Annotated in this window: 23 protein-coding genes, 5 tRNA genes and 1 riboswitch; of the genes, 7 read left to right on the plus strand and 21 right to left on the minus strand. The window is 71.7% G+C overall.

Going from position 1 to position 26,674, the window contains the following annotated elements:
* The first annotated feature begins 35 nt into the window (after window positions 1-35).
* Window positions 36-1,427: a PrsW family intramembrane metalloprotease gene (locus IEY91_RS40205; protein ID WP_164323338.1), complete on the plus strand. Its 1,392-nt coding sequence runs from the start codon at window positions 36-38 to the stop codon at window positions 1,425-1,427.
* Between the two features lie 13 nt (window positions 1,428-1,440).
* Here IEY91_RS40205 and IEY91_RS40210 read toward each other — a convergent pair whose 3' ends face one another.
* The 8 genes from IEY91_RS40210 to IEY91_RS40245 form a co-directional block, all read right to left on the minus strand.
* Window positions 1,441-2,385 carry an aldo/keto reductase gene (locus tag IEY91_RS40210; protein WP_164323337.1) on the minus strand — a complete coding sequence of 315 codons (945 nt, stop codon included), beginning with the start codon at window positions 2,383-2,385 and terminating at the stop codon, window positions 1,441-1,443.
* 117 nt (window positions 2,386-2,502) lie between these two features.
* The gene (locus tag IEY91_RS40215) at window positions 2,503-3,618 is read right to left on the minus strand and encodes a M23 family metallopeptidase (RefSeq protein ID WP_189177742.1); all 1,116 of its coding nucleotides are present in this window, start codon (window positions 3,616-3,618) and stop codon (window positions 2,503-2,505) included.
* A gap of 11 nt (window positions 3,619-3,629) precedes the next feature.
* Window positions 3,630-3,765: riboswitch (cyclic di-AMP (ydaO/yuaA leader) on the minus strand.
* A gap of 230 nt (window positions 3,766-3,995) precedes the next feature.
* Window positions 3,996-5,126, minus strand: coding sequence for a PP2C family protein-serine/threonine phosphatase (locus tag IEY91_RS40220; RefSeq protein ID WP_229697725.1), 1,131 nt, complete (start codon window positions 5,124-5,126; stop codon window positions 3,996-3,998).
* Between the two features lie 469 nt (window positions 5,127-5,595).
* Window positions 5,596-6,864, minus strand: coding sequence for an MFS transporter (locus IEY91_RS40225; protein ID WP_164323333.1), 1,269 nt, complete (start codon window positions 6,862-6,864; stop codon window positions 5,596-5,598).
* Window positions 6,861-8,045, minus strand: a complete 1,185-nt coding sequence (locus IEY91_RS40230) for a PLP-dependent cysteine synthase family protein (RefSeq protein ID WP_229697727.1) — start codon at window positions 8,043-8,045, stop codon at window positions 6,861-6,863. The genes IEY91_RS40225 and IEY91_RS40230 overlap by 4 nt, the downstream gene beginning before the upstream one ends.
* A 74-nt stretch (window positions 8,046-8,119) precedes the next feature.
* Window positions 8,120-8,497: a hypothetical protein gene (locus tag IEY91_RS40235; protein ID WP_164323330.1), complete on the minus strand. Its 378-nt coding sequence runs from the start codon at window positions 8,495-8,497 to the stop codon at window positions 8,120-8,122.
* 151 nt (window positions 8,498-8,648) lie between these two features.
* Window positions 8,649-8,722, minus strand: a tRNA-Met gene (locus IEY91_RS40240).
* 47 nt (window positions 8,723-8,769) lie between these two features.
* Window positions 8,770-10,029 carry an alginate lyase family protein gene (locus tag IEY91_RS40245; protein WP_189177743.1) on the minus strand — a complete coding sequence of 420 codons (1,260 nt, stop codon included), beginning with the start codon at window positions 10,027-10,029 and terminating at the stop codon, window positions 8,770-8,772.
* Window positions 10,030-10,169: 140 nt separating this feature from the next.
* Here IEY91_RS40245 and IEY91_RS40250 point away from each other — a divergent pair, with 140 nt between their 5' ends.
* Entirely contained in the window at window positions 10,170-10,643 is a 474-nt protein-coding gene (locus IEY91_RS40250; protein ID WP_164323328.1) for an SSI family serine proteinase inhibitor, read from the plus strand.
* 30 nt (window positions 10,644-10,673) lie between these two features.
* Here the strand turns inward: IEY91_RS40250 and IEY91_RS40255 are convergent, their stop codons facing one another.
* The 10 genes from IEY91_RS40255 to IEY91_RS40300 form a co-directional block, all read right to left on the minus strand.
* Complete coding sequence (locus tag IEY91_RS40255) at window positions 10,674-11,099, minus strand: ATP-binding protein (protein WP_189177744.1); 426 nt, start codon at window positions 11,097-11,099, stop codon at window positions 10,674-10,676.
* Entirely contained in the window at window positions 11,099-11,980 is an 882-nt protein-coding gene (locus tag IEY91_RS40260) for an MEDS and STAS domain-containing protein (protein WP_189177745.1), read from the minus strand. The genes IEY91_RS40255 and IEY91_RS40260 overlap by 1 nt, the downstream gene beginning before the upstream one ends.
* A 216-nt stretch (window positions 11,981-12,196) precedes the next feature.
* Complete coding sequence (locus IEY91_RS40265) at window positions 12,197-12,502, minus strand: cupin domain-containing protein (RefSeq protein WP_189177746.1); 306 nt, start codon at window positions 12,500-12,502, stop codon at window positions 12,197-12,199.
* 243 nt (window positions 12,503-12,745) lie between these two features.
* Window positions 12,746-12,818: transfer RNA gene (locus IEY91_RS40270), tRNA-Lys, on the minus strand.
* A 145-nt stretch (window positions 12,819-12,963) separates the two neighbouring features.
* Window positions 12,964-13,479 carry an SRPBCC family protein gene (locus IEY91_RS40275; RefSeq protein WP_189177747.1) on the minus strand — a complete coding sequence of 172 codons (516 nt, stop codon included), beginning with the start codon at window positions 13,477-13,479 and terminating at the stop codon, window positions 12,964-12,966.
* The gene (locus IEY91_RS40280) at window positions 13,476-13,877 is read right to left on the minus strand and encodes an ArsR/SmtB family transcription factor (protein ID WP_373288128.1); all 402 of its coding nucleotides are present in this window, start codon (window positions 13,875-13,877) and stop codon (window positions 13,476-13,478) included. The genes IEY91_RS40275 and IEY91_RS40280 overlap by 4 nt, the downstream gene beginning before the upstream one ends.
* Entirely contained in the window at window positions 13,874-14,347 is a 474-nt protein-coding gene (locus IEY91_RS40285) for an SRPBCC domain-containing protein (RefSeq protein ID WP_164323318.1), read from the minus strand. Before IEY91_RS40285 ends, IEY91_RS40280 begins: the two co-directional genes overlap by 4 nt.
* Before the next feature lie 180 nt (window positions 14,348-14,527).
* A complete protein-coding gene (locus IEY91_RS40290) occupies window positions 14,528-16,942 on the minus strand; it encodes a DEAD/DEAH box helicase (RefSeq protein WP_189177748.1) in 2,415 nt (804 codons plus the stop codon).
* Window positions 16,943-17,246: 304 nt separating this feature from the next.
* Window positions 17,247-17,816, minus strand: coding sequence for a hypothetical protein (locus IEY91_RS40295; protein WP_189177749.1), 570 nt, complete (start codon window positions 17,814-17,816; stop codon window positions 17,247-17,249).
* A gap of 152 nt (window positions 17,817-17,968) precedes the next feature.
* Entirely contained in the window at window positions 17,969-18,319 is a 351-nt protein-coding gene (locus tag IEY91_RS40300; RefSeq protein ID WP_189177750.1) for a metallopeptidase family protein, read from the minus strand.
* A gap of 81 nt (window positions 18,320-18,400) precedes the next feature.
* Here IEY91_RS40300 and IEY91_RS40305 point away from each other — a divergent pair, with 81 nt between their 5' ends.
* The 4 genes from IEY91_RS40305 (at window position 18,401) to IEY91_RS40320 (ending at window position 20,330) form a co-directional block, all read left to right on the plus strand.
* Window positions 18,401-19,960 (plus strand): metallophosphoesterase family protein, encoded by a 1,560-nt coding sequence (locus tag IEY91_RS40305; RefSeq protein ID WP_189177751.1) that lies wholly within the window; start codon window positions 18,401-18,403, stop codon window positions 19,958-19,960.
* A gap of 82 nt (window positions 19,961-20,042) precedes the next feature.
* A tRNA-Glu gene (locus tag IEY91_RS40310) sits at window positions 20,043-20,115 on the plus strand.
* 38 nt (window positions 20,116-20,153) lie between these two features.
* Window positions 20,154-20,228 (plus strand) — tRNA-Asp (locus tag IEY91_RS40315).
* Between the two features lie 28 nt (window positions 20,229-20,256).
* A tRNA-Phe gene (locus IEY91_RS40320) sits at window positions 20,257-20,330 on the plus strand.
* A 46-nt stretch (window positions 20,331-20,376) separates the two neighbouring features.
* Here IEY91_RS40320 and IEY91_RS40325 read toward each other — a convergent pair.
* The 3 genes from IEY91_RS40325 to IEY91_RS40335 are packed head-to-tail and all read right to left on the minus strand — an operon-like array spanning window position 20,377 to window position 22,554.
* Entirely contained in the window at window positions 20,377-21,225 is an 849-nt protein-coding gene (locus IEY91_RS40325) for a cytochrome c biogenesis CcdA family protein (RefSeq protein ID WP_189177752.1), read from the minus strand.
* A complete protein-coding gene (locus tag IEY91_RS40330) occupies window positions 21,222-22,061 on the minus strand; it encodes a DsbA family protein (protein WP_189177753.1) in 840 nt (279 codons plus the stop codon). The genes IEY91_RS40325 and IEY91_RS40330 overlap by 4 nt, the downstream gene beginning before the upstream one ends.
* A 58-nt stretch (window positions 22,062-22,119) precedes the next feature.
* Window positions 22,120-22,554, minus strand: coding sequence for a hypothetical protein (locus IEY91_RS40335; protein WP_189177754.1), 435 nt, complete (start codon window positions 22,552-22,554; stop codon window positions 22,120-22,122).
* Between the two features lie 83 nt (window positions 22,555-22,637).
* Between IEY91_RS40335 and hrpA the strand changes: the two genes are divergently transcribed.
* Window positions 22,638-26,582 carry an ATP-dependent RNA helicase HrpA gene (gene hrpA / locus IEY91_RS40340; protein ID WP_189177755.1) on the plus strand — a complete coding sequence of 1,315 codons (3,945 nt, stop codon included), beginning with the start codon at window positions 22,638-22,640 and terminating at the stop codon, window positions 26,580-26,582.
* The last annotated feature ends 92 nt before the right edge of the window (window positions 26,583-26,674 follow it).

Below are 26,674 nucleotides of genomic sequence, written 5' to 3' on the forward strand. Positions count from 1 at the left end.
CGCGGTCCGTCCCAACCCTCGTTACTGTCAAAGCCGTGGCCACCAGTCCCGCGTACCCGAACTACCCGGCACCGCCCGCCGGGTCAGCCGGGGCACCCGGGTCCCGGCATCCGCACTGGTGGCAGCGGAAGGCCATCCGGGCGGCCGCGCTGGTCACCCTGCTTGCCCTGTCCGGCCTGGTGATCCTGGCCCTGGTGCGGCAGCAGACCGGCACCGAGGGGTTCCTGGTGGGCCTCGGGCTCGCGACGCTCCCCGTGCCGCTGCTCGTCTCGGCGTTCCGCTGGCTGGACCGGGTGGCGCCGGGCCCCTGGCGGAACCTGCTGTTCGCGTTCGCGTGGGGCGCCTGCGCGGCCGCGCTGATAGCGATCGTGGCGAACAGCTTCGCGACCCGCTGGATAGCCACCGCGACCGCCGACCCGACCAGCGCCGACACGCTCGGCGCGACCGTCATCGCCCCGATCGTCGAGGAGAGCGCGAAGGCGGCGGCCGTCCTGCTCGTCTTCCTCTTCCGCAGAGGCGACTTCACCGGTGTCGTCGACGGCTTCGTCATAGCGGGCGTCACCGCGACCGGCTTCGCCTTCACCGAGAACATCCTCTATCTCGGCAACGCCTTCGGCACCGACCAGCTCAGCGGCGAGAGCGGCCTCGCGTCGGTGACGGCGGCCACCTTCTTCGTACGCGTCGTCATGTCGCCGTTCGCGCATCCCCTGTTCACCGTGCTCACCGGCATCGGCTTCGGCATCGCCGCCCTCAGCGGCGAGCGGCACACGGTGCGGCGCGTGCTCCTGCCGGTCACCGGACTGCTGCTCGCGATGGGCCTGCACGCCTTCTGGAACGGCTCGGCGAGCTTCGGCGAGTACGGCTTCTTCGTCGTGTACGCGACCTTCATGCTGCCGGCGTTCGGACTGCTCACCTGGCTCGCCGTCTGGCTGCGCCAGCGCGAACTGCGCCTGGTCCGTGCCGAACTGCCCGCCTATGTGTCGACCGGCTGGCTCACGGCCGCCGAGCCGTTCGCGCTCGGCTCGATGCACGCGCGGACCCTCGCCCGCGACTACGCCGCCTACCACCTGGGCAAACCGGCGGGCCGGAGCGTGGTCGCGTACGAGACGTACGCGACCAGCCTCGCGCTGCTGCGGCACCGGGCCCGCCGGGGCCGGGCCCGCGCCGACTTCGCCGTCAGGGAGCGGGAGCTGCTCGACGCGCTGTGGGAGCGCCGCGAGGTGGCACGGCCGGCGCTCGCGTACGCGGCGCGGGCGACGGCGCCGGTCGTGGTGCCGCTGCCGTACGCGGCGTACGGCCCGTACACCCCGTACAGCGCGTATGTGCCGCCCTACGCCCACCCGGCGGCGTACGCGCCCCGGCCCACGACCGGCCCCGGCACTCCGGGAACCCCCGCCTACCCCTCGTACAACCCCTACCGCACGTAGAACACGGCCCGCGTCACGCCGAAGCGGCCGTCAGGCGCGCCACCTCGGCGTCCGTCAGCTCCAGGTCCGCCACCGCGAGCAGCGCCGGAAGCTGTTCCACCGTGCGCGCGGAGGCGAGCGGCGCGGCCACCGTCGGCTGGGCGGCGAGCCAGGCGAGGGCGACCGTCGCGACCTCGGCGTCGTGCGCGGCGGCGATCTCGTCGAGGGCGGCGAGGACGCGCTGCCCGCGCTCGGTGCCCAGGTGCGCGCTCGCGCCGCCCGCCCGCGCGCTGTCGACGTCGACACCCGGGCGGTACTTGCCCGTCAGGAAGCCGGTGGCGAGCGCGTAGTACGGGATGGCCGCGAGGCCGGAGCGGGAGGCGACCTGCTGGAGCGGGCCCTCGTAGGTGTCGCGGGAGACGAGGTTGTAGTGCGGCTGGAGCGCCACGTACCGCACGAGGCCCTCGCGGTCGGAGAAGTCCAGGGACTCCTGGAGGCGTTCGGCGGTGATGTTGGACGCGGCGATCGCGCGGACCTTGCCGGAGCGCACCAGCTCGTCGAGGGCGGTGACGAACTCCTCGACGGGCACGGACGGGTCGTCGTAGTGCGTGTAGTACAGGTCTATGTAGTCGGTGCCGAGGCGGCGCAGCGACTCCTCGACACCGGACTTGATGGTGTTCGCCGCGAGGCCCTTGTAGTCGGGGTGGGCGCCGACCTTCGTGGCGATGACGAGGTCGGAGCGGTTGCCGCGGGCGGCGAGCCAGCGGCCGAGGACGGTCTCGGACTCGCCGCCCTTGTTGCCGGGCGCCCACGCCGAGTAGACGTCCGCGGTGTCGACGAAGTTGCCGCCGGCGGCGGTGTACGCGTCGAGGACGGCGAAGGACTGCGCCTCGTCGGCGGTCCAGCCGAAGACATTGCCGCCGAGCGCGAGCGGGAAGACTTCGAGGTCGGAGGAGCCCAGCGGGCGAAGAATGGTCATAAGGGGCTCAACGCGCGCACGGAGGAAGGAATTCCGGCAGCCCTGACGTCGGGGGGTTGTCGCCAGGACCGCCGGAGCAAAAGGGGCGGCCCGTCCTGCGGGACAGCGCCCTGTGGACTACGGGTTGAGGCCCTTGCCCTGCAGCCAGGCCAGCGGGTCGACGTTCGCCCCGCCGCTGGTGTGCACCTCCATGTGGAGGTGCGCTCCCGTGACGTTGCCGGTCGCGCCGACGCGGCCGATGACCTCGCCCGTGGTGACCTTCTGGCCCGCGCTGACGCTGACCGAGGACTGGTGGGCGTACCAGATCTCCGTGCCGTCCTCGAGTTCGAGGATGGTGCGGTAGCCGTACGCGCCCGCCCAGCCGGACTCCTTGACGGTGCCGGAGTGCACGGCCTTCAGCGGCGTGCCGGAGGGGGCGGCGAAGTCCAGGCCGGTGTGCTGGCCGGAGGACCACATGGAGCCGGAGTCGCCGAAGTGCGAGGTGAGGGTGTACGAGGAGACGGGCAGCGAGAAGCTCTTGGCGAGCTTGGCGAGGCGCTCGGCCTCGGCCTTCTTGCGCGCGGCCTCCTCCTTCTTGCGCTTCTCCTCGGCGGCCTTGGCCTTCGCGGCAGCCGTGGCCTTGTCCTGCTGGGCCTTGGCCTGCGCGGCGGCCTTCTTCACGGCCGCGTCCTCGGCCGCCTTGCGGACGGCGTCGTCCGCCTGGTGCTGCTGGTTCTCGGCCTGCTGCATGATGCGGGCGCGCAGGGCCTCGCCGGCGCCGGTGGAGCCCTGCTCGGCGTCGGCCGTGGTGATGCCGGCGGAGCTGAGGGGGGCCGCGGCCGCGGCGGTCGTGGTGTCGTCGCCCGAGCCGCCTGAGCCGTCTGAGTCGTCGGCTATCAGCGAGCCCACGCCCGGCAGCGACTCGGCTTCCGGGAGCTTGTCCGTGACCGCCGACATGTCCGGCATGGAGATGGAGACCGGCGGCTTGCCGCCCTGCGCGGTGGCGATGCCGCCCGCGCCCACGGCCGCGATGACGCCGACGCCGAGGACGGTGGAGCTGCGCGCGAGCCCGCCGCCGCCCTTCTTGTGGACGCGGTGCCGGCCTCGCACCGGGCGCACGGACTCCGCGGTGGGGTTCCACTCCTCCCACGGCTCCTGGGTGGCGTACGCGGCGAACCCCGGGGAACCGTCAGGTCCTTCGGCGGAGTCGTTCGGTACGTAGAGCGCTTCGGGGGCAGGCCGGTTGGACGCCACGGGGGCGCACTCCTTTCCTTCCTTCTCGCCTACCGGGTTAGCTGACGGGTTCGGAGCAGGAAGGTCTCCTACGGGCGTGCTGCGTGCCCGATTCACCCCAATGTGGTGGTTCCCCGGCTCCCTTGCGGGATTAGGCGTGTGCGCACGGAGCCGACTCGAGTGCCGGCTGGGACGACCGCGCTGCGTTATCGAACGTTAATAGACAGCGGTGCCGTATTCCAAGCCGTTCCGGTTGATCGTTAACGCTTACGCTACGAACACAAGGGACATCGGGGGCTGGAACAGGGCGAGTTGAGCGGGCGCCATGACGCACTGCAGCGAAGTGGATCTTCACCATTGCCTGACGGTGTGTCAGTTGTTATGCGGAGGGGTGTGGTTCAGTCACGCGGTGTGAGGGGGCGGCGTACGGCGAGCAGCGCCATGTCGTCCGTGGCGCCGCCGCCGGTGTGCCGGCGGACCTCGTCCACGAGGGTGGCGAGGAGCGCGTCGGGGCCGCTGGGTCCGGGGAAGATCCGGCCGCCGAGCCGGGTGGCGGGGTCGTAGAACTCACCGTGTTCGTCGCGGGCCTCGGAGAGCCCGTCCGTGTGCAGCAGCAGGGTGGTGCCGGGCGGGAACGGGGTCTCGTCGGCGCGGTCCGGCCAGGTGCCGAGGTCGCCCATGCCGAGCGGCAGCGCGTGCTCGGACGGCGTGAGCACGCACAGCCGCCCGTCGCCGCGCAGGAGCAGCGGCTCGGGGTGCCCGCGATTGATGATCCGTACGATGCCGTCGGCGCCGCGCGGGATCTCCGCGAGGACCGCCGTGGTGAACCCCTCGAAGGCGTCGAGCCCGTCGCGCCGCATGCCCTCGCGCGCGAGCGCCCGCTCCAGGCGCTGCGCCACCGCCTCCAGCGAGGCCTCCTGCTCGGCGGCCTCCCGGAAGGCACCGATCACGACGGCGACGGCGGACACCGCGCCCATTCCCTTTCCGCGTACGTCACCGACGACGAGCCGCACGCCGTGCGGGGTGTCCTGCACCGCGTACAGATCCCCGCCGATGAAGGCGTCGGCCTGCGCGGCCTCGTACCGCGCGGCGATGTCGAGGCCGCCGATGCGGGGGTCGGGCTGGGGCAGCACGGCCCGCTGGGTGGCCTCGGCGATGGAGCGCGCGGAGGCGAGGCGGGCGTCGCCGCGGCGCACCACGCGGTTGATGACGACGGCCAGGACGCCGACGGTCAGCATGGTCAGGAGCTCGGTGACGACCTGCACGTCGGCGCCGCCCACGCGGTGGGTCATCCGCAGGGTGAGCACGGCGGCACAGGACGCGGCGGCGACCGCCACGGTCGTACGCAGCCGGAAGAACGGCGCCGCGATCAGCGGGGCGGCGGCGAACAGCGGCGCCGCGGTGAACTCGGGCGGCGTGAGCGCGTCGAAGCAGACGCCTCCGATGAGGAGGAGCGGGGGCAGGACGCGGATCAGGGCACGTTCTCGGGGGAGGGTGCGTTCTCTGGGTACGGGGGATTGCTCGCGCACGAGGGCCCGCGACTCACCGCCCGGATCCCCGTCCCCGTGCGCACCACCCGGCCCCCCACCACGCACAGCAACCACCACCGCTCCATTCGCCCCGCAGTCCCGTCGCACCGCGGTCCCGCCGCGGCCCGGCCGCGGTCCAGCCACGATCCGGCCGCGACCGGGCCGTAGCTCCGCCGCATCCGTGCCACGTCCGGCCGCGGTGCTCCCGCATCCGTGCCGCGTCGCCCACCCAGGCTTCCCGCAGCGGGGCCCCGGGGCGACCTGATGTGGGCCGAGTGGGTGAGCGATGGGCGCGCTGGGCCGCGCCCGGGTGCGTGGGGCCGCGCGGACCGGACGGCCGACGCCCCGGGCGCGAGCGGATTCACCGCACACGCGCCGGGGCGCCGACCGGGAGCGGTCAAGGAGCGGTCAGGCAGCCGCGTACAACACAGCGCCCCACCGCCCCCACTCACACCTCACACCTCACACCTCACCCAGCCCCACCCCCCACCACAGCCACCCGCCCCGCAAGCCGTCCCGACCTGCCCAGCGAGCGCAGCGCCACCGCGCAGCCCGCGCCGAGCACGGCGAGGACGAGCCACGGCACCGCGGGCAGCCCCCGGCTCTCCCCCACGTCGAGCAGCGCGCCCATCGCGAGGTTCCCCGCGGTGATGCCGATGCCGCAGACCGTGTTGTAGAGGCCGTAGTGCGTGGCCACCCACCGCTCGCCCGCGAGCGAGACGACGGTGTCCATCTCGAAGGGGTAGAGCACGGCGTTCGCAGCGGCCAGCGCCGCCGCGCACAGCAGCAGCGCCGTGACACCCGCGTACCCAGGACCGCCCAGCGCGGGCGGCAGGAACGCGGCGCCCATCAGACCGAGCCCGGCGACCAGGCACTGCTCCCGCGTCCACGTCCGCCTGCACCAGTCGGTGATCCGCAACTGCCCGACGAGCGCGACGAGCCCCGACACCACGAACAGCCCGCTGGTCGCGACGGTCGTCGCCGTCCCTTCCCCGAGCAGCCGCTCCACCTCAAGGGGCAGCGCGAGGTACACCTGGAACGACAGGACGTACGACCCGGTCATGGCGAGCGAGAACAGCCAGAACGGCCGGTTGCCGAACACGGCCCGCCACTGCCCGCGCCCCGCGCCCCCGGCGTCCCCGGCATCCGCGTCCTTGCTCCGCCGCACCGGCAGCCGCAGCACCTGCACCACCGAAAGGACCGCGAACAGGGCCGCCGCCACCGCGCAGGTGAGCTTGAAGTCCACGCCGGTCAGGGCGAGTCCGACGAGCGGGCCGACCAGGATGCCGGTCTGGTAGAAGACGTTGAACAGTGCGAACGCCTCCACCCGGCGCTCCGGCGTGCCCGCCTCCTCGGCGACGTACGCGCGTACCGCCGGATTGAACAGCGCCCCCGCGAGCCCGGTCGCCGCCGACGCCACGATCAGCACCGGCAGCGTCTGCGCGAAGGCGAGCGCCGCGAAGCCGCCGGTGCGCAGGGCGCAGCCGGCCACGATCATCGGCTTGTACCCGAGCCGGTCGGCGAGCGCGCCGCCGACCAGGAACATCCCCTGCTGGGAGAGGTTGCGTACGCCGAGCACCAGGCCCACCGCCCAGGCGGCGAGCCCGAGTTGGCCGGAGAGGTGTGCCGCGAGGTACGGCATCAGCATGTAGAAGCCGAGGTTGATGCTGAACTGGTTGACGAAGAGGAGCTGGACGGCGGGTTCGAAGGTGCGCGCGCGGGCCCAGACGCCGGTCACTGGACGGCGCCTTCGACGGGGGCGGCAACGGGGGCAACGACGGGAGCGGCGACGCCTGCGACAGGGGTGACCGTGTCTTCGACGGGAGCGGGGTGACCACCCGCGCCCACCGCGTCCCACCCCACCGAGAGCCCACGCCGCCCGGTCCGCCACCGGCTCCACTCCACGACCCCGTCGCCCGGCCCGGCCACCTCCCCAGGCTCGTCGGGAATCGCGCCGGCCCGCCCGAGCAGCCCGTGCGCACCGCAGTACTCGTCGTTGAACACCGTGTCGAAGTACCGCTGCGGCCCGTCCGGGAACACCGCCGCGATGCGCGTCCCGCGCGGCCGCGTGCGGGCCAGCCACTGCGAGACGAGCGCGACCGCGCCGACGCTCCAGCCGCCGGTGGCGAACTGCCGTTCCGCGAGCCGCCGCGCGGTGCGCACCGCCTCGGCGGGCCCCACCCAGTGGACCTCGTCGAACGCGGCGTGGTCGACGTTGCGCGGGTGGATCGACGAGCCGAGCCCGCGCATGAGCCGGGGCCCGGCGGCGAGCCCGAAGATGGTCGAGGCGACGCTGTCGACGCCGACGAGTTCGAGTCCGGGCAGGGCGGTCGCACGCAGCGTCCGCGCGATCCCGGCGGAGTGCCCGCCCGTTCCGACCGCGCACACGAGCACGTCGAACTGCCCGATCTGCCGGACGAGTTCGGCTGCCAGGGGTTCGTACGCGGTCACGTTGTCGGGGTTGTGGTACTGGTTCGGGCACCACGCGCCCGCGAATTCCGGGCGCCGCATCAGCGCGGCGACCCGGTCCACGCGGGCCTGCTGCCAGCCGCCCACGGTCCCGGGTTCGCGGACGCGGTGGACGCGGGCGCCGTGCGCGGTCAGCATCCGCTCCACGATGGGTTCGAGGCCGGGGTCGGTGACAATGTGCACGGGGTGGCCGTAGTGCACCCCGGCAAGCGCGAGGCCGAGGCCGAGGGTGCCGGAGGTCGACTCGACGATGGGCGCGCCGGGCCGCAACTCCCCGCGGGCGCGGGCGCGTTCGACCATGTGCAGGGCGGCACGGTCCTTGATGCCGCCGAAGTTGAAGCCTTCGAGCTTGGCCCAGTAGCCGCGGCCGCCCTCGGGCGAGGGAGCGTCGATCCAGAGCACGGGAGTGTTGCCCACGGCGGCCGCCGCGGGCTGAAGGTTGCCGATCATGCGGAGATGTCCTTCGGGTGCGTACGTGGATGGGGGGGTGGCATGGGAGTCCGCACCGGGACTCCGAGGCACCCTCAGTTCCGGTCCACCCCGATGGCGACGAGGAGTAGTTGGCCCGATGCTCCGCAACAGGGCCCGGCTCTCGGCGGCGCACACCCGCCGACCACGTCCGTCCCGGCGCCGGACGCCGGCCCGTCGGCCCATTCGCCGCCGCCCTTGCCGCCCGCCCCGTCGGGCCGCTCCCGGTCGACGGGCTGCGCGGCGAGCGCCGCGGGGTGCGCCGTTCCGGCGTGTTCGCCGTGGGCGGGGCCGGGGCAGCCGTGGTGGTGGACGGGCGGGGCGGCGGTGACGGAGTTCGCGGCGGCGAGCCCGTGCGGCCCGTGGCACACACCGGCGAACAACGCGCAGGTGGTGAGCAGCACCACCGACAGCACGTACCGCAGCCGACTCATAGTGATCACAAAGCTACGCAGGGCACGGGAGGCAGCGCAACAACATCTCAGACAGCCTCCGACGAACGTCCGAGAAACGTCCGAGAAACGCCTGAGGCCCGGAATCATCAAGTGATTCCGGGCCTCAGGGTTACTGCGACTACTTCTTCAGTAGCGGGGACAGGATTTGAACCTGCGACCTCTGGGTTATGAGCCCAGCGAGCTACCGAGCTGCTCCACCCCGCGTCGGTAAACTGAACAGTACGCCATGCGGGGCGCAGAAGGCGAATCGGTTAAACACTGTCCGCGTGGGTGAGCGTCTCCCAGGCGACGAACAGGTCGTCGGTGCCCTCGGGCCGCAGGTCGGCGGTGAGCCGCTGGGTCTCGGGCAACTGCATCCCGAGCCGCCCGCGCAGATGGTTGAAGGCGACTTCGGTGTCGGGCCCCAGGTCGCGCTGCACCTTGCCGCCGCAGAGCCAGCCGGGCACGGCGCTCCCCGACTGGTACCGGGAGTGGAACTCCAGGGCGGCCCGCAGCCGGTCCTTCTCCTCGCCGTACAGGTCGACGCCCTGATGCCAGGCGGTCTCCGCGATGTGCGCGGCGGCGGCGAGGGAGTAGCCGGCGTGCTTGAAGTTGCGGCAGGTCTCCTGGGAGAGCCCGTCGGCGAAGGTCTTCTGCCCGAACCAGTACTTCTGGAGCTGCGCGGCGGTGGTGATGTCGCTGCCCGCGGGCGACACCGGCAACTCCCCGTCCGACTCCATATAGAAATAGGCGGGCACGCGTGCACGGAAATGCCGCACGGCCCGCTCGAACGCCTCGTGATCGTCGAGAAACACCGCCATCGCGATCGTGGCGTCGGCCATCACCAGGTCCCAGTTGCCGTTGGAGTCGGTTGATCCGTCCCGGACTTGGGGCAGATAGGCGTTGCGCAGCATCCGCGAGAACCGCAGCAGCTCGCCGTCGCTCCACCCGTCGTACGTGTACCGCACGGCCTCCGCGGCGCGCGCCCAGGAAGAGGCGGCCCAGGCGGTCTGGAGCCCGGCGTTGGCCTCCGTGTGCCGGGTGAGGACGCGGGCCCAGGCGTCCATGATCTGCAGCGCCTTCACGGCGTGGGCGCGGTCGCCGGTGATGTTGTAGAGCAGTGCCTGCGTGTACGCGGCCAGCGCGTCCTCGCGCTCCTCCACGCAGCCCTTCCCGGCCGCCGTGCCGGCCGGACAGGCGACGACGGCGGAGGGCTTGGCGACGTAGTCGTACGAGGCGTACTTGCTGCCCTGCATCTGCCGGAACGCCGCGAACCACGGCTCCTCACGCGCGGCGACGTGCTTACGCGCCCGCACGAGCTGCTCCTTGCTGACGAGCACGCCGGGATGTGTGAACGGCAGATCGGACGCCCGCGCCCGCTTGGCCGCCCGGTCGTCCCCACCGCCCCCACCACACCCGACGGCGCCGAACCCCAGCGCGAGCACGAGCACCAGGGCGACCACTGGCGCGAACACCGGGCGGCCCACGCCACGTACGGAAACTCCCCCACGCCCACCGGCCCCAGCTGCCATGCCGCACCTCCACTGGCAGCGTGCGGGCACCCCGCCGCGGCCGCAGGCTCAACTGGTCCGATCGGGTGACCCCACCGACGTCGCCCGCCCCTCACACAGACCCTCGTACCCCGAACCCACTCCCCTTCGTTGAACCACCCATGAAGCCCACGAAGACCGTCGCGAAGATCGCAGCCACCCTGCTGGCCCTCGGCACGACCGCCGTCCTGACGGGCACCGCGCAGGCATCCGCCCCCACCACCCCGGAACAATCACGAGCCACTCCGGAACAAGCACGGGCCACCCCGGAACAAGCACGCGCGGCCGCGGGCCGCACCGACCTGCGCCTGACCCTGACCCACCCGGAGACCGACACCACCCCCGCCCGCACGACGACCCTCAAGTGCGGCCCCACAGGCGGCACCCACCCGTCCGCCCGCTCCGCGTGCGCGGAACTGGCCGCCCGCCGGGGCACCATCGAACAACCGCCCGCAGGCGGGGTCTGCACCATGGTCTACGCCCCGGTGCTCGCCGAGGCGACCGGCACGTACGACGGCCGCCGGGTCAGCTTCAAGAAGCAGTACGGCAACGACTGCGAACTGCACCAGCACACCGGGGTGGTCTTCGAGTTCTGACGCGCGAACGCCCGGACCCTGCGGCGGTGCTCAGTGAGGCAGGCGCATCGTGAGGGCGACGGTCGTGCCGTTGGTGTCCGCGGAGATGGTGAGGTGGTCGGTGATGAGGGTGGCGATCCACAGGCCGTGCCCTGCCGTGTGGTCGTCGATGCCGGGGGCCAGGGGCGGGATGGCGTCGGCGGTGAAGCCGGGTCCTGAGTCGTGGATGTGGCATTCCAGGTGGCCGTCGGCGCGCTGGAGGGTCAGGGTGCCGCCGCCGCCCGCGTGCTCGATGGCGTTGGTGGCGACCGCGTCGACGGCCACGACGAACTCGCCGCGGCGTGGTTCGGGCAGCCCCTCGCGGTGGGCGTACTGGTCGACGAGCATGCGCAGTCGGGGCAGGTCGCCCTGGGTGAAGGGGCATTCGAGGAGGGGGGCGGCGGGCTGGTCGCCGGAGGCGGAGGCGGGGGCCGGCATCAGCGGCTCACCTCGCTGACACGCAGGCCGGGCAGGGGGCCGACGTCGACCCGGCGCAGTATGCGCGCCACCGTCGGCTGGCAGCGCACCTCGATCCGGTCGTGCGTGGCGGACCCGGCGAGCCGGAGCAGGTCCATCGTGCAGGCGACGCTGAGGAAGCTGAGCCGGGACAGGTCCACCGTCAGCCGCCCGGCGTCCGCGCTGCGTGCGAGACCTTCGCGCAGGGCGGCGACGAACTGCTCCCGGGTGGAGATGTCCGCCTCGCCGGCCAGCCGCACGGCGTCGTCCGTGTGCTCCGTGTGCAGGGCTCCGAGGTGCGGCAGCAGCCGGCACGGGTGCGCCCGGTGCATGGCGGTGAGGACCTCGGGGGCGAACCAGCGGCTGTCGTACGCGCAGATCTCGGTGTACGGGCGGCCGCTGAACAGGTGCTCGGCGTGGGACTCCCGGTACATCATCGTCGCGACATCGGCGTCCAGGTCCGCGACCCAGTGCATGTCGATGTACGTGCGCAGCCCCCGGTAGCCATCTGCCAGGGCCCGGTCGGTCTCCTCCTCGATGCGCTGCCACTGCCGTTCGGGAGTGAAGGTGCGCGCGGGATGGATCAGCGCGCGCATGCTGCTGACCACCAGCTGCCCGCGATCACGGGCGGCGCCGAGGAGCGGCCCCGGCACGTCGAGCCGGTCCCACACCTCGTCCTCGGCCAGCTGCGGGGCGGCGAAGACCATCACCCGCTCGCGCTTGGCCAGCCCCGCCCACGCGAACCCGGCCACCACGTCGCGGCCCGCGTCGTCATCGTCGTACCCGACGAAGGCGTGGTCACCCGCCCGCAGTTGCTGCACCGGGATCGTCCCGGCGGATGCCGCGTCGTCAGCAGCGGCCATCACTCACCCCCATGGCACGTGGGCCGTCCACGGCCCCACACGCTAGCGATCCGCCCCGCGCGGCGAGGGCTCCTGCCGATAGCCGCACTCAGGCGCCCGGATCGCCACCGGTAATGACCGGCCGAGCCCGAAGATGCACGAACTCCGCCCACCGCCCGGCCCCGTGAACTCCCCGCTCGGGCTCGTCAACTCCCTGCTCGGGCTCGTGAACTTCCCTCACCCCTCACGCACTTCCACGATCACCAGAGTGCCCGCGCTGCCCGCCCTGACGGCATGCCGCGCCCCCGCCGGCACCACGGCCATCTCCCCCGCCCCCACCGACACCTCGGCACCGTCCACGGTCAGCTCCATCCGGCCGTCGAGGACGAGCAGCGCCTCAGCGGCCCCGTGCGCCTCCTCCTCGACCGGCATCTCGTCCATCCGGAGCACCTTGACGCAGGCCGTCCCCACCTCACCCAACACCCGCGAACTCCAAGCCTCCGGCAGCCCGGCCGCCGCCCGGAACAGGTCGACCACAGTCATGGCACGCCTCCCGACGGACCCCTCCAGACATGCCGAAGGAGGGCCCGTACATCGCGATCAATGGATGCCCGAAAGCTATCTGGCCTGGGGAAACAAGTGGTCGACCGTTGGGTAAAGCCTCACGGCGAGCGAGCGGCACTCAGACACCCGTCCGGCCCGCCAACGCGACAGCGCCCCACCCGGCCGAACCGAGTGGGGCGCTGAAGAGCAGGTCAGCGAGACTTTCCGCCAACCTGCCGGAGGTAGACCGTGTGGGACTCGAACCCACAACCAATGGATTAAAAGTCCACTGCTCTGCCAATTGAGCTAACGGTCCTCGCCGACACGGCGTCGGCGCACCCATGAGCATAGCCCGCCGGGCCCCGGCTTCCGATCGGGTATCGGATCCGGGTCCGTTCGCGGCCCGGCGGGCTGTGGAGTGGGCGGTGGAGCAGGTGGTGGAGCGGACGGTGGGAGCGGGGCTATCCCTCGTGCGCGTTGTGGCCCGGGTCGGGCAGTGGCCGGCCCGTTTCCAGGAGGGTCTTGAGGCTGGAGACGAGCAGGGGCCAGGCCTGGCTGCACATGCCGTGCAGTGCTCCTTCGGGGGTGAAGTCGTCGTGGACGACGGTCAGCCGGGTCAGCGGCCCCTGCGGGTCGATCGTGAAGGAGACCTTCGTACGCGGCTCGGCAGCGATCCGCGCGCGCACGTCTTCCGGTACGTCGACCGCCCGCGCCCACTCCGGGGTGAAGGTGTGCCAGGTGTAGGCGAGCCGGCGCTGCGGCACGCTCTCCAGGACGACCTGCTCCGGTTCCTCGATCCGCGCTTCGCCCTGCCGCCAGGTCATGGGCGAACCCGGCTTCCAGTCGGAGCCGAAGGTGACACCCCACCAGCGGTCGGTCTGGTCCGGGGCGGTCAGGGCCCGCCAGACCTGCTCGGGGTCGGCTGCCACGTACGTCGTGTAGGCGATGGCCGTGTGGGCTGTGGCTGTGCTGTTCATGGCTGACGGCTTTCCTTCGGTGGGGGCGGAGTCGGTACGGCTTCCGCGCGGCGCTTGAGGTTGTGCAGGCGGCGGTCCCACGTGGACGCCAGCTCGGCCAGATGCCGCGCGCAGGCGTCGAGCGGCCCGGGGCGGACCTCGAAGAGGACGGCCCGTCCGGCCCGCCCGGACGTCACCAGGCCCGCATCGCCCAGGACCTTGAGGTGTTTGAGTACGGCCTGGCGCGACACCGGCAGGCCCTCCGCCAGCTCGGTGGCGCTGGCCCGCCCCGCTGCGGCAAGGCGCTCCAGGAGCAGACGGCGCGTGGGGTCCGACAGGGCGGTGAGAACCGCACCGAGGTCGGTCTCGGGCTCGGGCTCCCCGGCCGCACCCGGGCTGGACTCCCCGCCCACGCTCACGCGCCCTCACGCTCCGCCCGCCGCCGAGCCAGCGACAACTGCTGCGTCCATCCCTCGACGTTGCCCTCGAAGGACCGCTTCCGCTCGTCGAACGGCGCCTTCAGGGAAGCGAATCCGCTCTCGACGACCCGCAGCACCACACCGCCCTCGCCCCGCGCGCTGAGCCGGAACTCCACCCGCGTCGAGTTCCCCTCCACCGGCGCCTGACCGGGATAGCCGCTGGCCCACTCGAAGGCGATGTACGCGGGCGGCTCGGCGGCCACGGTCCGCACCGGGAAGCGCCCGTACTTCGGGTCCACTACGACATCGAGGCCATTCTCCGTACGCACGTCCCGCGCACCGGCCGTGTCTTCGTCGTCTCCGTCGTTCACCCACCAGCCCGGCCTGCTGACCAGCTCCCACACCCGCTCCAGCGGCGCGTGAATGACGATCTCCTGCTCGATCCGATCCGCGAAGTCCGTCGCGTTCATGGTTTGCCTCTCCTTCGTCGCCTCATCCCTGAAGTGCTACCTCTAGGTTGCACCTCGAAGCCCTGTTGTGCAACCCCAGAGTTGCTCCTCATGCATCCGGAAACGACAAAGGCCCGTACGACGCGTGCGTGCGTCGTACGGGCCTTGTCTCAGCAGCTGCTAGCTACGCGAATACTCGCGTCAGCCGTTGCGCTTCCAGCGCGGCTTGTCGTCGCGGCGGCCGAAGGAGCCGCTGCCCGAGCCGGAGCCGGAGCCGCGGTTGTAGGACGGGCGGTCGTGGCCGCCGGCGCGGTGGCCACCGGCCGGGCGGTCGTCGCGGCGGTCACGGTTGAACGGGCGGTCGCTGCCCCGGTGGCCCCCGGTCGGACGGTCGTCACGGCGGAAGCCGCTGCCGCCACGGTCGTCACGGCGCTCGAAGGGACGGCCACCGCGGTCGTCGCGCGCCGGACGGTCGTCACGGCGGAACCCGCTGCCACCGCGGTCGTCACGGTTGAAGGGACGGCCACCGCGGTCGTCGCGACGGTCGTCACGGCGGAAGCCGCTGCCACCGCGGTCGTCACGGTTGAAGGGACGGCCGCCGCGGTCGTCACGGTTGAAGCCGCTGCCACCACGGTCGTCACGGTTGAAGGAACGGCCACCGCGGTCGTCACGGTTGAAGCCGCCACGGTCGTCACGGCGGTCACGGTTGAAGCCGCTGCCGCCACGGTCGTCACGGTTGAAGGGACGGCCACCGCGGTCGTCGCGACGGTCGTCACGGCGGAAGCCGCCACGGTCACCGCGGTCGTCACGGTTGAAGGAGCGGCGCTCCTTCTCGTAGTTGCCACGCTCGTCACGGGCCGGACGACGGTCGTACGACGGACGCTCCTCGCGGGCCGGACGGTCGTCGCGGGCGGGGCGGTCCTCACGGACCGGGCGCTCGGCGCGCTCGGGCGCCTGCTGCTCCGGCACCACGGCGATGGCCTCGGTGCCGGCGTCGGCAGCGGGGGCCTCCGCGGCGGCGGCGGTGGCCTCGGCGACCGCGACAGCCGGGTCCTCGCCACGCTCACGGGCGGCGCGGGCGGTGAGGCGGTCGGCCTCGTCGCGCAGCTCGGCGGCGCGACGCTGGGCGCGCTCCAGCTCCTTGGTGAGGTCGCGGACCTCACGCTCGGCCTGGGTGGCCGCGTTGCCCGCGGAGTCGGCCTGCACCTCGGTCATCGAACGGGCGCCGGTGATCTCGGCGACCTCCGGCTCGAAGGTGCCGCCGCCGTTGATGATGTGGCGCGAGGCGTCGACGCCCGCGTCCTCCATGAGGCGGAAGATCTGGCGGCGCTGGTGCGGCAGGGACAGCGAGACGACCGTGCCGGAGCGGCCCGCGCGAGCGGTACGGCCGGAGCGGTGCAGGTAGTCCTTGTGGTCGCCGGCCGGGTCCACGTTCAGGACCAGGTCGATGCCGTCGACGTGGATGCCGCGGGCGGCGACGTCGGTGGCGACGAGCGCGTTGACGTAGCCGTCCTTGAAGTCGGCGAGGGTCCGCGTACGCGCGCCCTGCGTCATGCCGCCGTGCAGCGCGTCGGCCTTCACACCGGCGTCGCGCAGCTGCTCCGCGATGCGGTCGGCGCCGAGCTGGGTGCGTACGAAGATGATGGTGCGGCCCTTGCGCGCGGCGATCGCGGCGGTGACCGGCGCCTTGTCGCGGGGCTTCACGATCAGGATGTGGTGCGTCATCGTCGTGACGTTGCCCTGGGCGCTGTCGACCTCGTGCGTCACCGGGTTGGTCAGGTAGCGCTTGACCAGCGTGGAGATCTCGTTCTCCATCGTGGCGGAGAACAGCATGCGCTGGCCGCCGGCCGGAACCTGGTCGAGCAGCTCGGTGACCTCGGGCAGGAAGCCCAGGTCGGACATCTGGTCGGCCTCGTCGAGGACGGCGACCTCGACGTTCTCCAGGGAGCAGGCGCCGCGGTTGATGATGTCGCGCAGGCGGCCCGGGGTGGCGACGAGGACGTCGACGCCGCGCTCGAGCGCGTAGATCTGGTTGCCCATCGACGTACCGCCGCAGACGACCTTCATCTTCAGGCCGAGGACGTCGCCGTAGGGCTGGAGGGCGTCGGCCACCTGCATCGCCAGCTCGCGGGTCGGGGTCAGGATGACCGCGCGGGGCTTCTTCTTCTCGGTGTACCCGTCGGCGAGGCGCGCCAGGGCCGGCAGACCGAAGGAGAGGGTCTTGCCGGAGCCGGTGCGGCCGCGGCCGAGGATGTCCTTGCCGGCCAGGGCGTCCGGGATGGTCGCGGCCTGGATCGGGAAGGGGGTGTGCACGCCGTTGCGGGCGAGCTTGCGGACGACGCCGTCGGGGAGGCCGAGGTCGGCGAAGGTGATGCCGCCCTCTTCCTCGGTGGCGTCGGTGACGTCGGCGTCGATGGTGTCGGTGGTGTCTTCGGAGGCGGAGGCCTGGGGGGCCTCGACGGCCTCGGGGGCCTGCTCGGTCGAGTCGACGGCCTCGGCGGCCGGGGTCTCGGCGACGGCGTCGGCCGCCTCGGTCACGGCAGCGGCCGTGGCCTCGACGATCTCGGTCTCGTCCTGGATCTGGGCAGGCTGAACATCAAAACTGGAAACGGACATGCGAAATGCGAAACCTTCCGGAGTCTCGGCACGCGCCCATAACTCCGTGATTTCGCAATGGACCGCCTCTATGCGGTCAGCCACGGCAAGGGAGAGTACGCGCCACGCGGCGCTCTCTTTGGCGGCGCCGGGCAAATGGGATCAAACGATCTACCACCATACGCACCCCCCACCCCAATTGGCAAACGCCCACCATATTGGGGCTGTGCACCCCGCCGGCCACCCCCGCCGACCAGCCCCGGAAGCAGCCCCGGAACAGGCCCCGGAGTCGGCTCCGGAACCAGCCGGACGCCTCCCCGCCCCCCTACGCGGGCCCAGCCTGAGGCGACGGCTCCCCCCGCCCCGCCGGCTCCCCCACCCCGCCGTGCGCGGACGACGACGGCTCGGGCGAGGACGGCTCCGGCGGCGTGGGCGTGGGGGTCGCGGTGGTCGGGTCCGGCGCGGGGGTGGTCCGGGTCGGCCGGGGCCCCGGCCGCGTACGGGTCGGCGTCGGCCGCCCGCCGTCGCTGGTGGGCGAGACGGTCGAGCCGCCGCCCCCGGACCCGCCCGCGGAGGGCTCGCCCCCCGGGGCGGCACCCTTCCCGCGCCCGGCGGCCGCCTGCTTGCCGCCGTCCTTCTTGCCGCCCTTGTGGCCCTTGCCGTCCTTGCCGTCCTCGTCGTCGGCGCCCCGGCGGCCGCCGTCCTGCCGTTCGCCGCGGGCACCGCCGGGCGTGACACTTCCCCCGTCCGGGGCGGCGGCCCCGCTCCGGTCGCCGGCGGACCGCGCGGGGGCGGGCGAGCCGCTCCCGTCGTCGCCGATGCTCATGCAGCCCGCGGTCGCCGCGACGGCCACTACAGCCGCGGCCCACCGGACGGAAACGTACAACTGGCGCACGGCCGAGCACCTCCGAAGGCGCTGGGGGAAGAGACGCCCTGCCCAACTCCCGCGCCCCGCAAGAGGACACGGACCGGCGGCACCCGCACCCGACCCGTGACCCGAGCGCCCCGGAACGCGCCGCCGCCGACCGCGCGGTCAGCAGCCGCCGCTCAGCCGTAGCCCAACGCGTGCAACCGCTCGTCGTCGATCCCGAAGTGATGCGCCACCTCGTGCACCACGGTGATCTCGGTCTCGGCGACGACGTCCTCACGCGACTCGCACATCCGCAGCGTGGGCCCCCGGTAGATGGTGATGCGATCGGGCAGCACCCCCGCGTACCACTCACCGCGATCGGTGAGCGGGGTCCCTTCGTAGAGCCCGAGCAGCTCGGGGTCATCGCTCGCCGGTTCGTCCTCGACGAACACCGCCACGTTGTCCATGAGCCGCGTCAGCTCGGGAGGAATCCGGTCGAGCGCCTCGGCCACCAGTTCCTCGAACTCCTCACGCGTCATCTCCAGCACAAGCCCATTGTCGACCACGTCCCGCCCCGAGGGACTGTCCGCACGGGCATAGCCACGGCCCCGCATGGGCATACGCGCCCAATGGGGCGCGACGTGACGGTCGTTCTGCGGAACCTGCGCGGTCTGCGCAGGACGCCCGCGGCTCTCGTACGCCGCTACCGCGCAGGCCACCCGCCCCCGACCACGGACCTCACAAGAACCCCGCACCCGTTCGGCCGTGCGGTGGGTCTGGTGGCGGTGGTGCTGCTCGGCGCCTGGCTGGGGCTGCTGGTCGTCGGCAGCGTACGTACGTCCGTCGGGCCCATGGACACGCGCATGCAGCTGCGCCCCTCCCTCACCGGCGGCACGAAGATCGACGTGTCGCCGCTCGGCGCCCTGGAGCTGAACTCGCACGTGGCGCCGATCCGCCTGGACGTGGAGGTGGACCGCCTGGACCCGGTGCGCTCGGAGGCGCTCGTCGACCGTCCGGAGCGGATCTCGGGCATGCAGGAGGAGGTGGCGCAGGACGTCGTCAACGGCACGTTCAATCTGGCGGTACGTTCCTGCGCCGCCGTGGTCGCGGGCGCCACGGCACTGGGCCTGGCCGTCTACCGCCGCCCGCGCCGGGCCCTGGCGGCGGGCGGCCTGGCGCTTGCCCTGCTCGCGGCGTCGGGCACGGCGGCGTACGCGACGTGGAACCCCAAATCGGTCCTGGAGCCGAAGTTCTCAGGGCTGCTCAGCAGCGCGCCCTCCGTCGTCGGCAACGCCCGCAACATCGTCAGCGAATTCGACGTCTACCAGCGGGAGTTGGCCCGCCTGGTCACCAATGTGACGAAGCTCTACGACGTGACGTCGACCCTCCCCGCGTACGAACCGGACCCCTCCACCATCCGCCTCCTGCACGTCTCGGACATCCACCTCAACCCGGCGAGCTGGAAGATCATCGCTTCGCTCGTCGAGCAGTACGAGATCGACGTCATCGTCGACTCCGGCGACACGATGGACCACGGCACCACCGCCGAGAACGCGTTCCTGGACCCGATCGAAGACCTGGGGGCGCCGTACGTGTGGGTGCGCGGCAACCACGACTCGTTCGCGACGCAGCGCTACCTGAAGAAGCTCAAGAACACCCACGTGCTCGACGGCGGAAAGCCGGCCGACATCGCTGGCCTGCGCTTCGCCGGCATCGGGGACCCCCAGTTCACACCGGACCGCTCGGTGAAGCAGGAGGGCAACCCGGTGGAGGAGATGGCGGGCATCGACCTCGCCACGTCCCTGCGCGAGCAGGCCGCCAGGGGCACACCGGTCGACATCGCCGTCACCCACAACCCCACGGCCGCACGGCAGACGGACGGAACGGTGCCACTGGTCCTCGCGGGCCACGTCCACCACCAGGAGATGGAGGTCATGGACAAGGGCACGCGGCTGCGCGTCGAGGGCTCCACGGGCGGCAGCGGGCTGCGCGCGGTCGAGGGCGAGCACCCCGACCCGGTGGAGACGTCCGTCCTCTACCTGGACCGCGCCACCAAACGCCTGCAGGCCTGGGACGAGATCAAACTGGGCGGGCTCGGCCTCACGAAGGCCGAGGTCAGCCGCCATCTGCCCAAGGAGAACCAGCCCGGCGCAGAGCCCTCCACACCCCCACCGGCCCCGTCCCGGTAAACCGTTTTGGCGATCCCTCCCCCCATCCCATATGCTTCTCACGTCCCCGACGCGCTGCAAAGCGCCCACGGCGGGCCTCTTAGCCCTCATCGTCTAGTGGCCCAGGACGCCGCCCTTTCAAGGCGGTAGCACGGGTTCGAATCCCGTTGGGGGCACGCAACACTTGTGCGAGACTTGTGCTCGCACAAAGCTTGGTCCTGTGGAGCAGTTTGGAGTGCTCGCCACCCTGTCAAGGTGGAGGCCGCGGGTTCAAATCCCGTCAGGACCGCTTGCGATCTCCGCTCGCGGAATCGCGTGGCTGGGTAGCTCAGTTGGTACGAGCGATCGCCTGAAAAGCGATAGGTCGCCGGTTCGATCCCGGCCCCAGCCACCTCACCGAAGGCCCCGTCCATGTGGACGGGGCCTTCGCCGTGTACCTAAGAGGCGTCGGCCTCGGGTTCCGACGGCGTCGTCGCGGTGCGGCGGCGGGCCAGGAACACCGCGCCCGCCACCACCACGACCCCCACCAGCAGCACCCAGTCCGGCACAGAGTCCGCGACCTGCCCGGCCCACTCCTGCACAGCGAACGAGTCGTCCTCGTTCAGGAGTCCAGGCAGCGCCGCAGCCCCGTCGTACGCCAGGAAAAGCGCCCCGAGCAGCACGAAGAACAACCCCGACAGCACCGACGTCGTATGCAGCTCAAAGCGCCCCACCCGGAACACCCGCCCCCGCAGCCACCGCCGCCGCCCCAGATCGAACCGCTCCCACAACACGGCGAGCACGAACAGCGGCACGGCCATCCCCAGGGCGTACACGGCAAGAAGAGCGCCCCCGTACACGGGGCTGCCGCTCACCGCGGCCACCGTCAGCACACTCCCGAGAATCGGCCCCGCGCAGAACCCCGCGAGCCCGTACACCGCCCCGAGCGCGTACACGGACACCGCCGTGGTCGGCCGGATCCGCCCGGACAGCTCGGCCATGCGCCGCGAGGCGAACCCGAGCCCCACCACCTGCGCGACGCCAAGCGCGATGATCACCCAGCCGGCCCAGAAGACGAGCTGCTCCCGGTGTCCGAAGAAGAACCGCCCGGCCACGGACCCGGCGGCCCCCAGCGGCACCAACGTCGTGGCGAGCCCGGCGTAGAAAATCCCGGTACGGGCGAGCAGCCGCGACTTCGAGTCGATCGAGTAGGCGAAGAAGGCGGGCAGCAGCAACGCGCTACAGGGACTGACGAGAGCGAGCAGTCCCGCCAGAAAGGCAGCGAAGTAACCGACGTCGGGGCTCACTTGCCACCACCCGAGCCACCCTTGCCACCCTTGCCACCGCCGGACCCGCCCTTGCCGCCAGCGGCAGCCGCGGCCTCGATGGCCTGCTCGAACACAGCATCAGGCTGCGCCCCCGCGATGGGCTGCCCATTGATCACGAACGACGGCGTGGACGTGGCCCCGAGCTTGTACCCCTCGTCCTGATCCTTCTTCACGGCGGCCTTCGCCGCGTCACTGCCCGCGTCGTCCATGAACCGCCCGACGTCCCCGACCCCGGCCTCGCGGGCAAGCTCCTTCAGGCGCCCGTCGCCGAACCCCTTCTCCTTGGCGCCGTCGGCGTACGCGGCCTCGTGGAACTGCCAGAACTTCCCCTGCTTCCCGGCGGCCCAGGCCCCGCGGGCGGCCCGCTCGGAGTCCTCGCCGAAGATGGGGAAGTTCCGCCACTCGATGCGCAGCGTCCCGTCGTCGACGTACTTCTTCACCAGCTTCGGCTCGGTGTCCCGGGCGAACTTCCCGCAGAACCCGCACTTGAAGTCGGCGTACTCGACCATGACGACGGGCGCGTCCGCCTTGCCCTGGGCGAGGGGATCCTTGGCGTCGCGCCGGGCGAGCGCCTCCAGCTCGGGGTAGACGCCCGCGCGCGGGGCGGCGGAGGAGGCCCCGTCCCCGGACCCCTTCTCGGCGCGGGCGACGGACGGCTCCTCGGGCTTGGTGGCGGTGTACGAGGCGACACCGAGCAGCGCGGCGACGACGGCCACTCCGGCGACGAGGGCGAGGTTCTTCTTCTTTTTGCTCGCGGACGCGTTCTTGCTCGCGGACGTGCTCTTGTTTGAGGACGTGTTCTTGCCTGCGGACATGCTGATGCACTTCTCCTGTTGCGTACGTATGTGAAGGGACCCCTGGGACAGGGGTCTCCTACACGCGCAGAACGGAGAGATCTATCGGCGAGGGCGGCACAAGCGCGGGCGGCGCGCGGCCGGGCGAGAGGGTGAGGACGGCCTGGTCGGCGATCCAGGAGCAGCCGGAGGCGGCGCGGGTGTCGTAGAGGGCGGGCAGCAGCTCGTACGAGGTGGGGGACCGCGGCGGCGCGGCGGGCCGCTGCCCGTCGCCGTCCTGGCCGCCCTTGCCGCAGCCGGGCACACCCGGCGCGTCGGCGGCCTGCACGAAGAACCCGCCCCCGTCGGCGGCAACCGACGCCTCGACCGACCCGACGGCCCGCGTCCCGGCGGCGTCAGCAACCTGAACCCCGGCCACCCGCGCCGCGGCGGACCCACACAGCACACCGACCCCGAGCACGACGACCAGCACCCCCACCAGGGAGCACCACGCAAGCCGGGCACGGGACCACATGCCCGGAATCGTACGTGCTTCCCCACGCCCCACGGGAAATCGGTTGGCCGTTCCCGAGCGGCGGGTGAGATCCTGGGCCGCGTATGTCTACGCAGCCCGCCCTCACCCTCGACGCCCTCGCCCCCCGCCTGACGGAGCTCTCGCTGCGCGATGAGCACCGCATCGGCAGGCGGCTCGAAGGCGCGCGCCGGATCCGCAAGCCCGAGGCCCGCGCCGCCGTCCTCGCGGAGATCGCGGAGGACGTGGAGAAGGCGGCGGCCAGGATGGCGGGCCGCGCTTCCGGCGTGCCCGCGATCACGTATCCCGAGCAGCTCCCGGTCAGCCAGAAGAAGGACGACATCCTGGAGGCGATCCGCGACCACCAGGTCGTGATCGTCGCGGGTGAGACCGGCTCCGGCAAGACCACCCAGATCCCGAAGATCTGTCTGGAACTGGGCCGGGGCGTGCGCGGCCTGATCGGCCACACCCAGCCCCGCCGCATCGCGGCCCGCACGGTCGCCGAGCGCGTGGCCGAGGAGATGAACACGCCGCTGGGCGAGGCCGTCGGCTGGAAGGTCCGCTTCACCGACCAGGTGAGCCAGAGCGGCACCTACGTGAAGCTGATGACGGACGGCATCCTGCTGGCCGAGATCCAGACGGACCGCGAGCTGCGCGCGTACGACACGATCATCATCGACGAGGCGCACGAGCGCTCCCTCAACATCGACTTCCTGCTGGGCTATCTCGCCCAGCTGCTTCCCAAGCGCCCGGACCTGAAGGTCGTGATCACCTCCGCGACCATCGACCCGGAGCGTTTCTCGCGCCACTTCGGGGACGCCCCGATCGTCGAGGTCAGCGGACGGACGTATCCCGTGGAGGTCCGCTACCGCCCCCTCCTCGAAGACGACACCGACGATCCGGACCGCGACCAGATCACCGCGATCACGGACGCCGTCGAGGAGCTCCAGGGCGAGGGCAAGGGCGACATCCTCGTCTTCCTCTCCGGCGAGCGCGAGATCCGGGACACGGCGGACGCGCTGAACAAGAAGAACTACAAGTTCACCGAGGTCCTGCCCCTGTACGCGCGCCTTTCGCACGCCGAGCAGCACCGCGTCTTCCAGCAGCACACGGGACGAAGAATCGTCCTGGCGACCAACGTCGCCGAGACGTCCCTGACGGTCCCGGGCATCAAGTACGTCATCGACCCGGGCACCGCCCGCATCTCCCGCTACAGCCACCGCACCAAGGTGCAGCGCCTGCCCATCGAGGCGGTCTCGCAGGCCAGCGCCAACCAGCGCAAGGGCCGCTGCGGCCGTACGTCGGACGGCATCTGCATCCGGCTGTACTCCGAGGACGACTTCCTCGCCCGCCCGGAGTTCACGGACGCCGAGATCCTGCGTACGAATCTTGCTTCCGTCATCCTCCAGATGACCGCGGCCGGCCTCGGCGACATCGAGAAGTTCCCGTTCATCGACCCACCGGACCACCGCAACATCCGGGACGGCGTCCAGCTCCTCCAGGAACTGGGCGCGCTCGACCCGGCGCAGAAGGACCCGAAGAAGCGCCTGACGCAGCAGGGCCGCAAGCTCGCCCAGCTCCCCGTGGACCCGCGCCTTGCCCGCATGGTCCTGGAGGCCGACAAGAACGGCTGTGTGCGCGAGGTCATGGTGATCGCCGCCGCGCTCTCCATCCAGGACCCGCGCGAGCGCCCCGCCGACAAGCAGACGCAGGCCGACCAGCAGCACGCCCGCTTCAAGGACGAGACGTCCGACTTCCTGGCGTATCTGAACCTGTGGCGGTACGTGCGCGAGCAGCAGAAGGAGCTCGGCTCCTCCGCGTTCCGCCGCATGTGCAAACGCGAGTATCTGAACTTCCTGCGCATCCGCGAGTGGCAGGACATCTACACGCAGCTGCGTACGGTCGCGAAGCAGATGGACATCCACCTCAACGAGGACGACGCGGCCGAGCAGCACGTGCACGTCTCACTGCTCGCGGGACTTCTCTCCCACGTGGGCATGAAGGACGTGAAGGACGGCGCGAAGAACGAGTATCTGGGCGCCCGCAGCGCCAAGTTCGCGGTCTTCCCGGGCTCCGCTCTCTTCAAGAAGCCCCCGCGCTTCATCATGTCGGCCGAGCTCGTCGAGACGTCCCGCCTGTGGGCCCGCGTCAACGCCAGAATCGAGCCGGAGTGGGTCGAGCCGCTGGCCCAGCACCTGCTGAAGCGCACGTACAGCGAGCCGCACTGGGAGAAGGACCAGGCGGCCGTGATGGCGTACGAGAAGGTGACGCTGTACGGCGTCCCGATCATCAGCGACCGCAAGGTGAACTACGGCCGCATCGACCCCGAGACGAGCCGCGACCTTTTCATTCGCAACGCACTCGTCGAGGGCGACTGGCGTACGCATCACAAGTTCTTCGCCGACAACCGCCGGCTCCTCACCGAGGTCGAGGAGCTGGAGCACCGCGCCCGGCGTCGCGACATCCTCGTCGACGACGAGACGCTGTTCGACTTCTACGACCAGCGGGTGCCCGAAGACGTCGTGTCGGGCGCGCACTTCGACTCGTGGTGGAAGAAGAAGCAGCGTGAGGAGCCCGAGCTGCTCGACTTCGAGCGGTCGATGCTCATCAACGAGCGCGCGGGCGACGTGTCGAAGGACGACTATCCCGACTCGTGGCGCCAGGGGCCGCTGAAGTTCAGGGTGACCTACCAGTTCGAGCCCGGCGCGGACGCGGACGGCGTGACCGTCCACATCCCGCTCCAGGTGCTCAACCAGGTGTCGGCCGACGGCTTCGACTGGCAGATCCCGGGCCTGCGCGAGGAGGTCGTGACCGAGCTGATCCGCTCCCTGCCGAAGCCGATCCGCCGCCACTACGTCCCTGCGCCCAACTACGCCAAGGAGTTCCTGAAGCGGGCCACGCCCCTCCAGGAGCCGCTGCACGTCACGCTGGGGCGCGAGCTGCAGAAGATGGTCGGCGTGCCGCTGGGCGCCGACGACTTCGACCTGAGCCGCGTCCCCGACCACCTGAAGATCACCTTCCGGGTCACCGACGAGCGGCGCCGCAAGCTGGCCGAGGACAAGGACCTGGAGGTCCTGAAGCTCCAGCTCAAGCCGAAGGCCCGCAAGGCCCTGTCGCAGGCCGCCGCCGCGACCGCCGAGCGCTCCGGCGGCGAGTCCGTGGAACGCGCGGGGCTCACCGACTGGACCATCGGCACGCTCTCCCGCGTCTTCGAGACCCGCCGGGCGGGCCAGCCCGTGAAGGCCTACCCCGCCCTCGTCGACGACGGCGACACTGTCTCCGTACGCCTCTTCGACACCGAGGCCGAGCAGACGCAGGCGATGTGGCGCGGCACCCGCCGCCTGATCCTGCGCAACATCCCGGTCAATCCGGCCAAGTTCGCCCAGGACAAGCTCACCAACGCCCAGAAGCTCGCCCTGTCCGCGAACCCGCACGGCTCCATGCAGGCCCTCTTCGACGACTGCGCGCGCGCCGCCGCGGACAAGCTCATCGCGGACTTCGGCGGGCCCGCGTGGGACGAGGAGTCGTACCGCAAGCTGTACGAGAAGGTGCGCGCCGAGATCGTCGACACGACCGTGCACGCCGTCGCGCAGGTCCAGCAGGTCCTCGCCGCCTGGCAGGCCTGTGAGCGGCGCCTGAAGTCCAGCAGGAGCCCCGCGCTCCTGGCGAACCTCACGGACGTCCGCGAGCAGCTCGACGCCCTCATCAAGCCCGGCTTCGTCACGGAGACGGGGCTGCGCCGGCTGCCCGACCTGATGCGCTACATGGTCGCCGCCGACCGCCGGCTCCAGCAGATGCCGACGAACGTCCAGCGGGACACCACGCGCATGGAGAAGGTCCGCGAGATGCGCGACGAGTACGCGTGGCTCCTCGAGCAGTTGCCCCAGGGGCGGCCCGTGCCGCGCGAGGTCCTGGACATCCGCTGGATGATCGAGGAGCTCCGTGTCAGCTACTTCGCGCACGCCCTCGGCACGGCGTACCCGGTCTCGGACAAGCGCATCGTGAAGGCCGTCGACGCCGCGGCTCCCTAGCCGGGAAGGCTGTAACTGTCCGCTCACGCAGCGCGAGTTCGACCAGGGAGCCGACCTCCTGTACAGTCTTTTCTCGCAGCCCAGAGCAACAA

The organism is Streptomyces lasiicapitis, from assembly GCF_014646335.1.
Classification (GTDB): Bacteria; Actinomycetota; Actinomycetes; order Streptomycetales; family Streptomycetaceae; genus Streptomyces; species Streptomyces lasiicapitis.

Excerpts from the sequence above, each read along its gene's own strand:
- IEY91_RS40275 (WP_189177747.1), bottom strand. The coding sequence starts at position 13,479 with ATGAACAGCACAGCCACAGCCCACACGGCCATCGCCTACACGACGTAC.
- IEY91_RS40265 (WP_189177746.1), bottom strand. The coding sequence starts at position 12,502 with ATGACTGTGGTCGACCTGTTCCGGGCGGCGGCCGGGCTGCCGGAGGCT.
- IEY91_RS40245 (WP_189177743.1), bottom strand. The coding sequence starts at position 10,029 with ATGGCAGCTGGGGCCGGTGGGCGTGGGGGAGTTTCCGTACGTGGCGTG.
- IEY91_RS40260 (WP_189177745.1), bottom strand. The coding sequence starts at position 11,980 with ATGGCCGCTGCTGACGACGCGGCATCCGCCGGGACGATCCCGGTGCAG.
- IEY91_RS40255 (WP_189177744.1), bottom strand. The coding sequence starts at position 11,099 with ATGCCGGCCCCCGCCTCCGCCTCCGGCGACCAGCCCGCCGCCCCCCTC.
- IEY91_RS40210 (WP_164323337.1), bottom strand. The coding sequence starts at position 2,385 with ATGACCATTCTTCGCCCGCTGGGCTCCTCCGACCTCGAAGTCTTCCCG.
- IEY91_RS40335 (WP_189177754.1), bottom strand. The coding sequence starts at position 22,554 with ATGTGGTCCCGTGCCCGGCTTGCGTGGTGCTCCCTGGTGGGGGTGCTG.
- IEY91_RS40250 (WP_164323328.1), top strand. The coding sequence starts at position 10,170 with ATGAAGCCCACGAAGACCGTCGCGAAGATCGCAGCCACCCTGCTGGCC.
- IEY91_RS40330 (WP_189177753.1), bottom strand. The coding sequence starts at position 22,061 with ATGTCCGCAGGCAAGAACACGTCCTCAAACAAGAGCACGTCCGCGAGC.
- IEY91_RS40235 (WP_164323330.1), bottom strand. The coding sequence starts at position 8,497 with ATGAGTCGGCTGCGGTACGTGCTGTCGGTGGTGCTGCTCACCACCTGC.
- IEY91_RS40230 (WP_229697727.1), bottom strand. The coding sequence starts at position 8,045 with ATGATCGGCAACCTTCAGCCCGCGGCGGCCGCCGTGGGCAACACTCCC.
- IEY91_RS40305 (WP_189177751.1), top strand. The coding sequence starts at position 18,401 with ATGGGGCGCGACGTGACGGTCGTTCTGCGGAACCTGCGCGGTCTGCGC.
- IEY91_RS40285 (WP_164323318.1), bottom strand. The coding sequence starts at position 14,347 with ATGAACGCGACGGACTTCGCGGATCGGATCGAGCAGGAGATCGTCATT.
- IEY91_RS40290 (WP_189177748.1), bottom strand. The coding sequence starts at position 16,942 with ATGTCCGTTTCCAGTTTTGATGTTCAGCCTGCCCAGATCCAGGACGAG.
- hrpA (WP_189177755.1), top strand. The coding sequence starts at position 22,638 with ATGTCTACGCAGCCCGCCCTCACCCTCGACGCCCTCGCCCCCCGCCTG.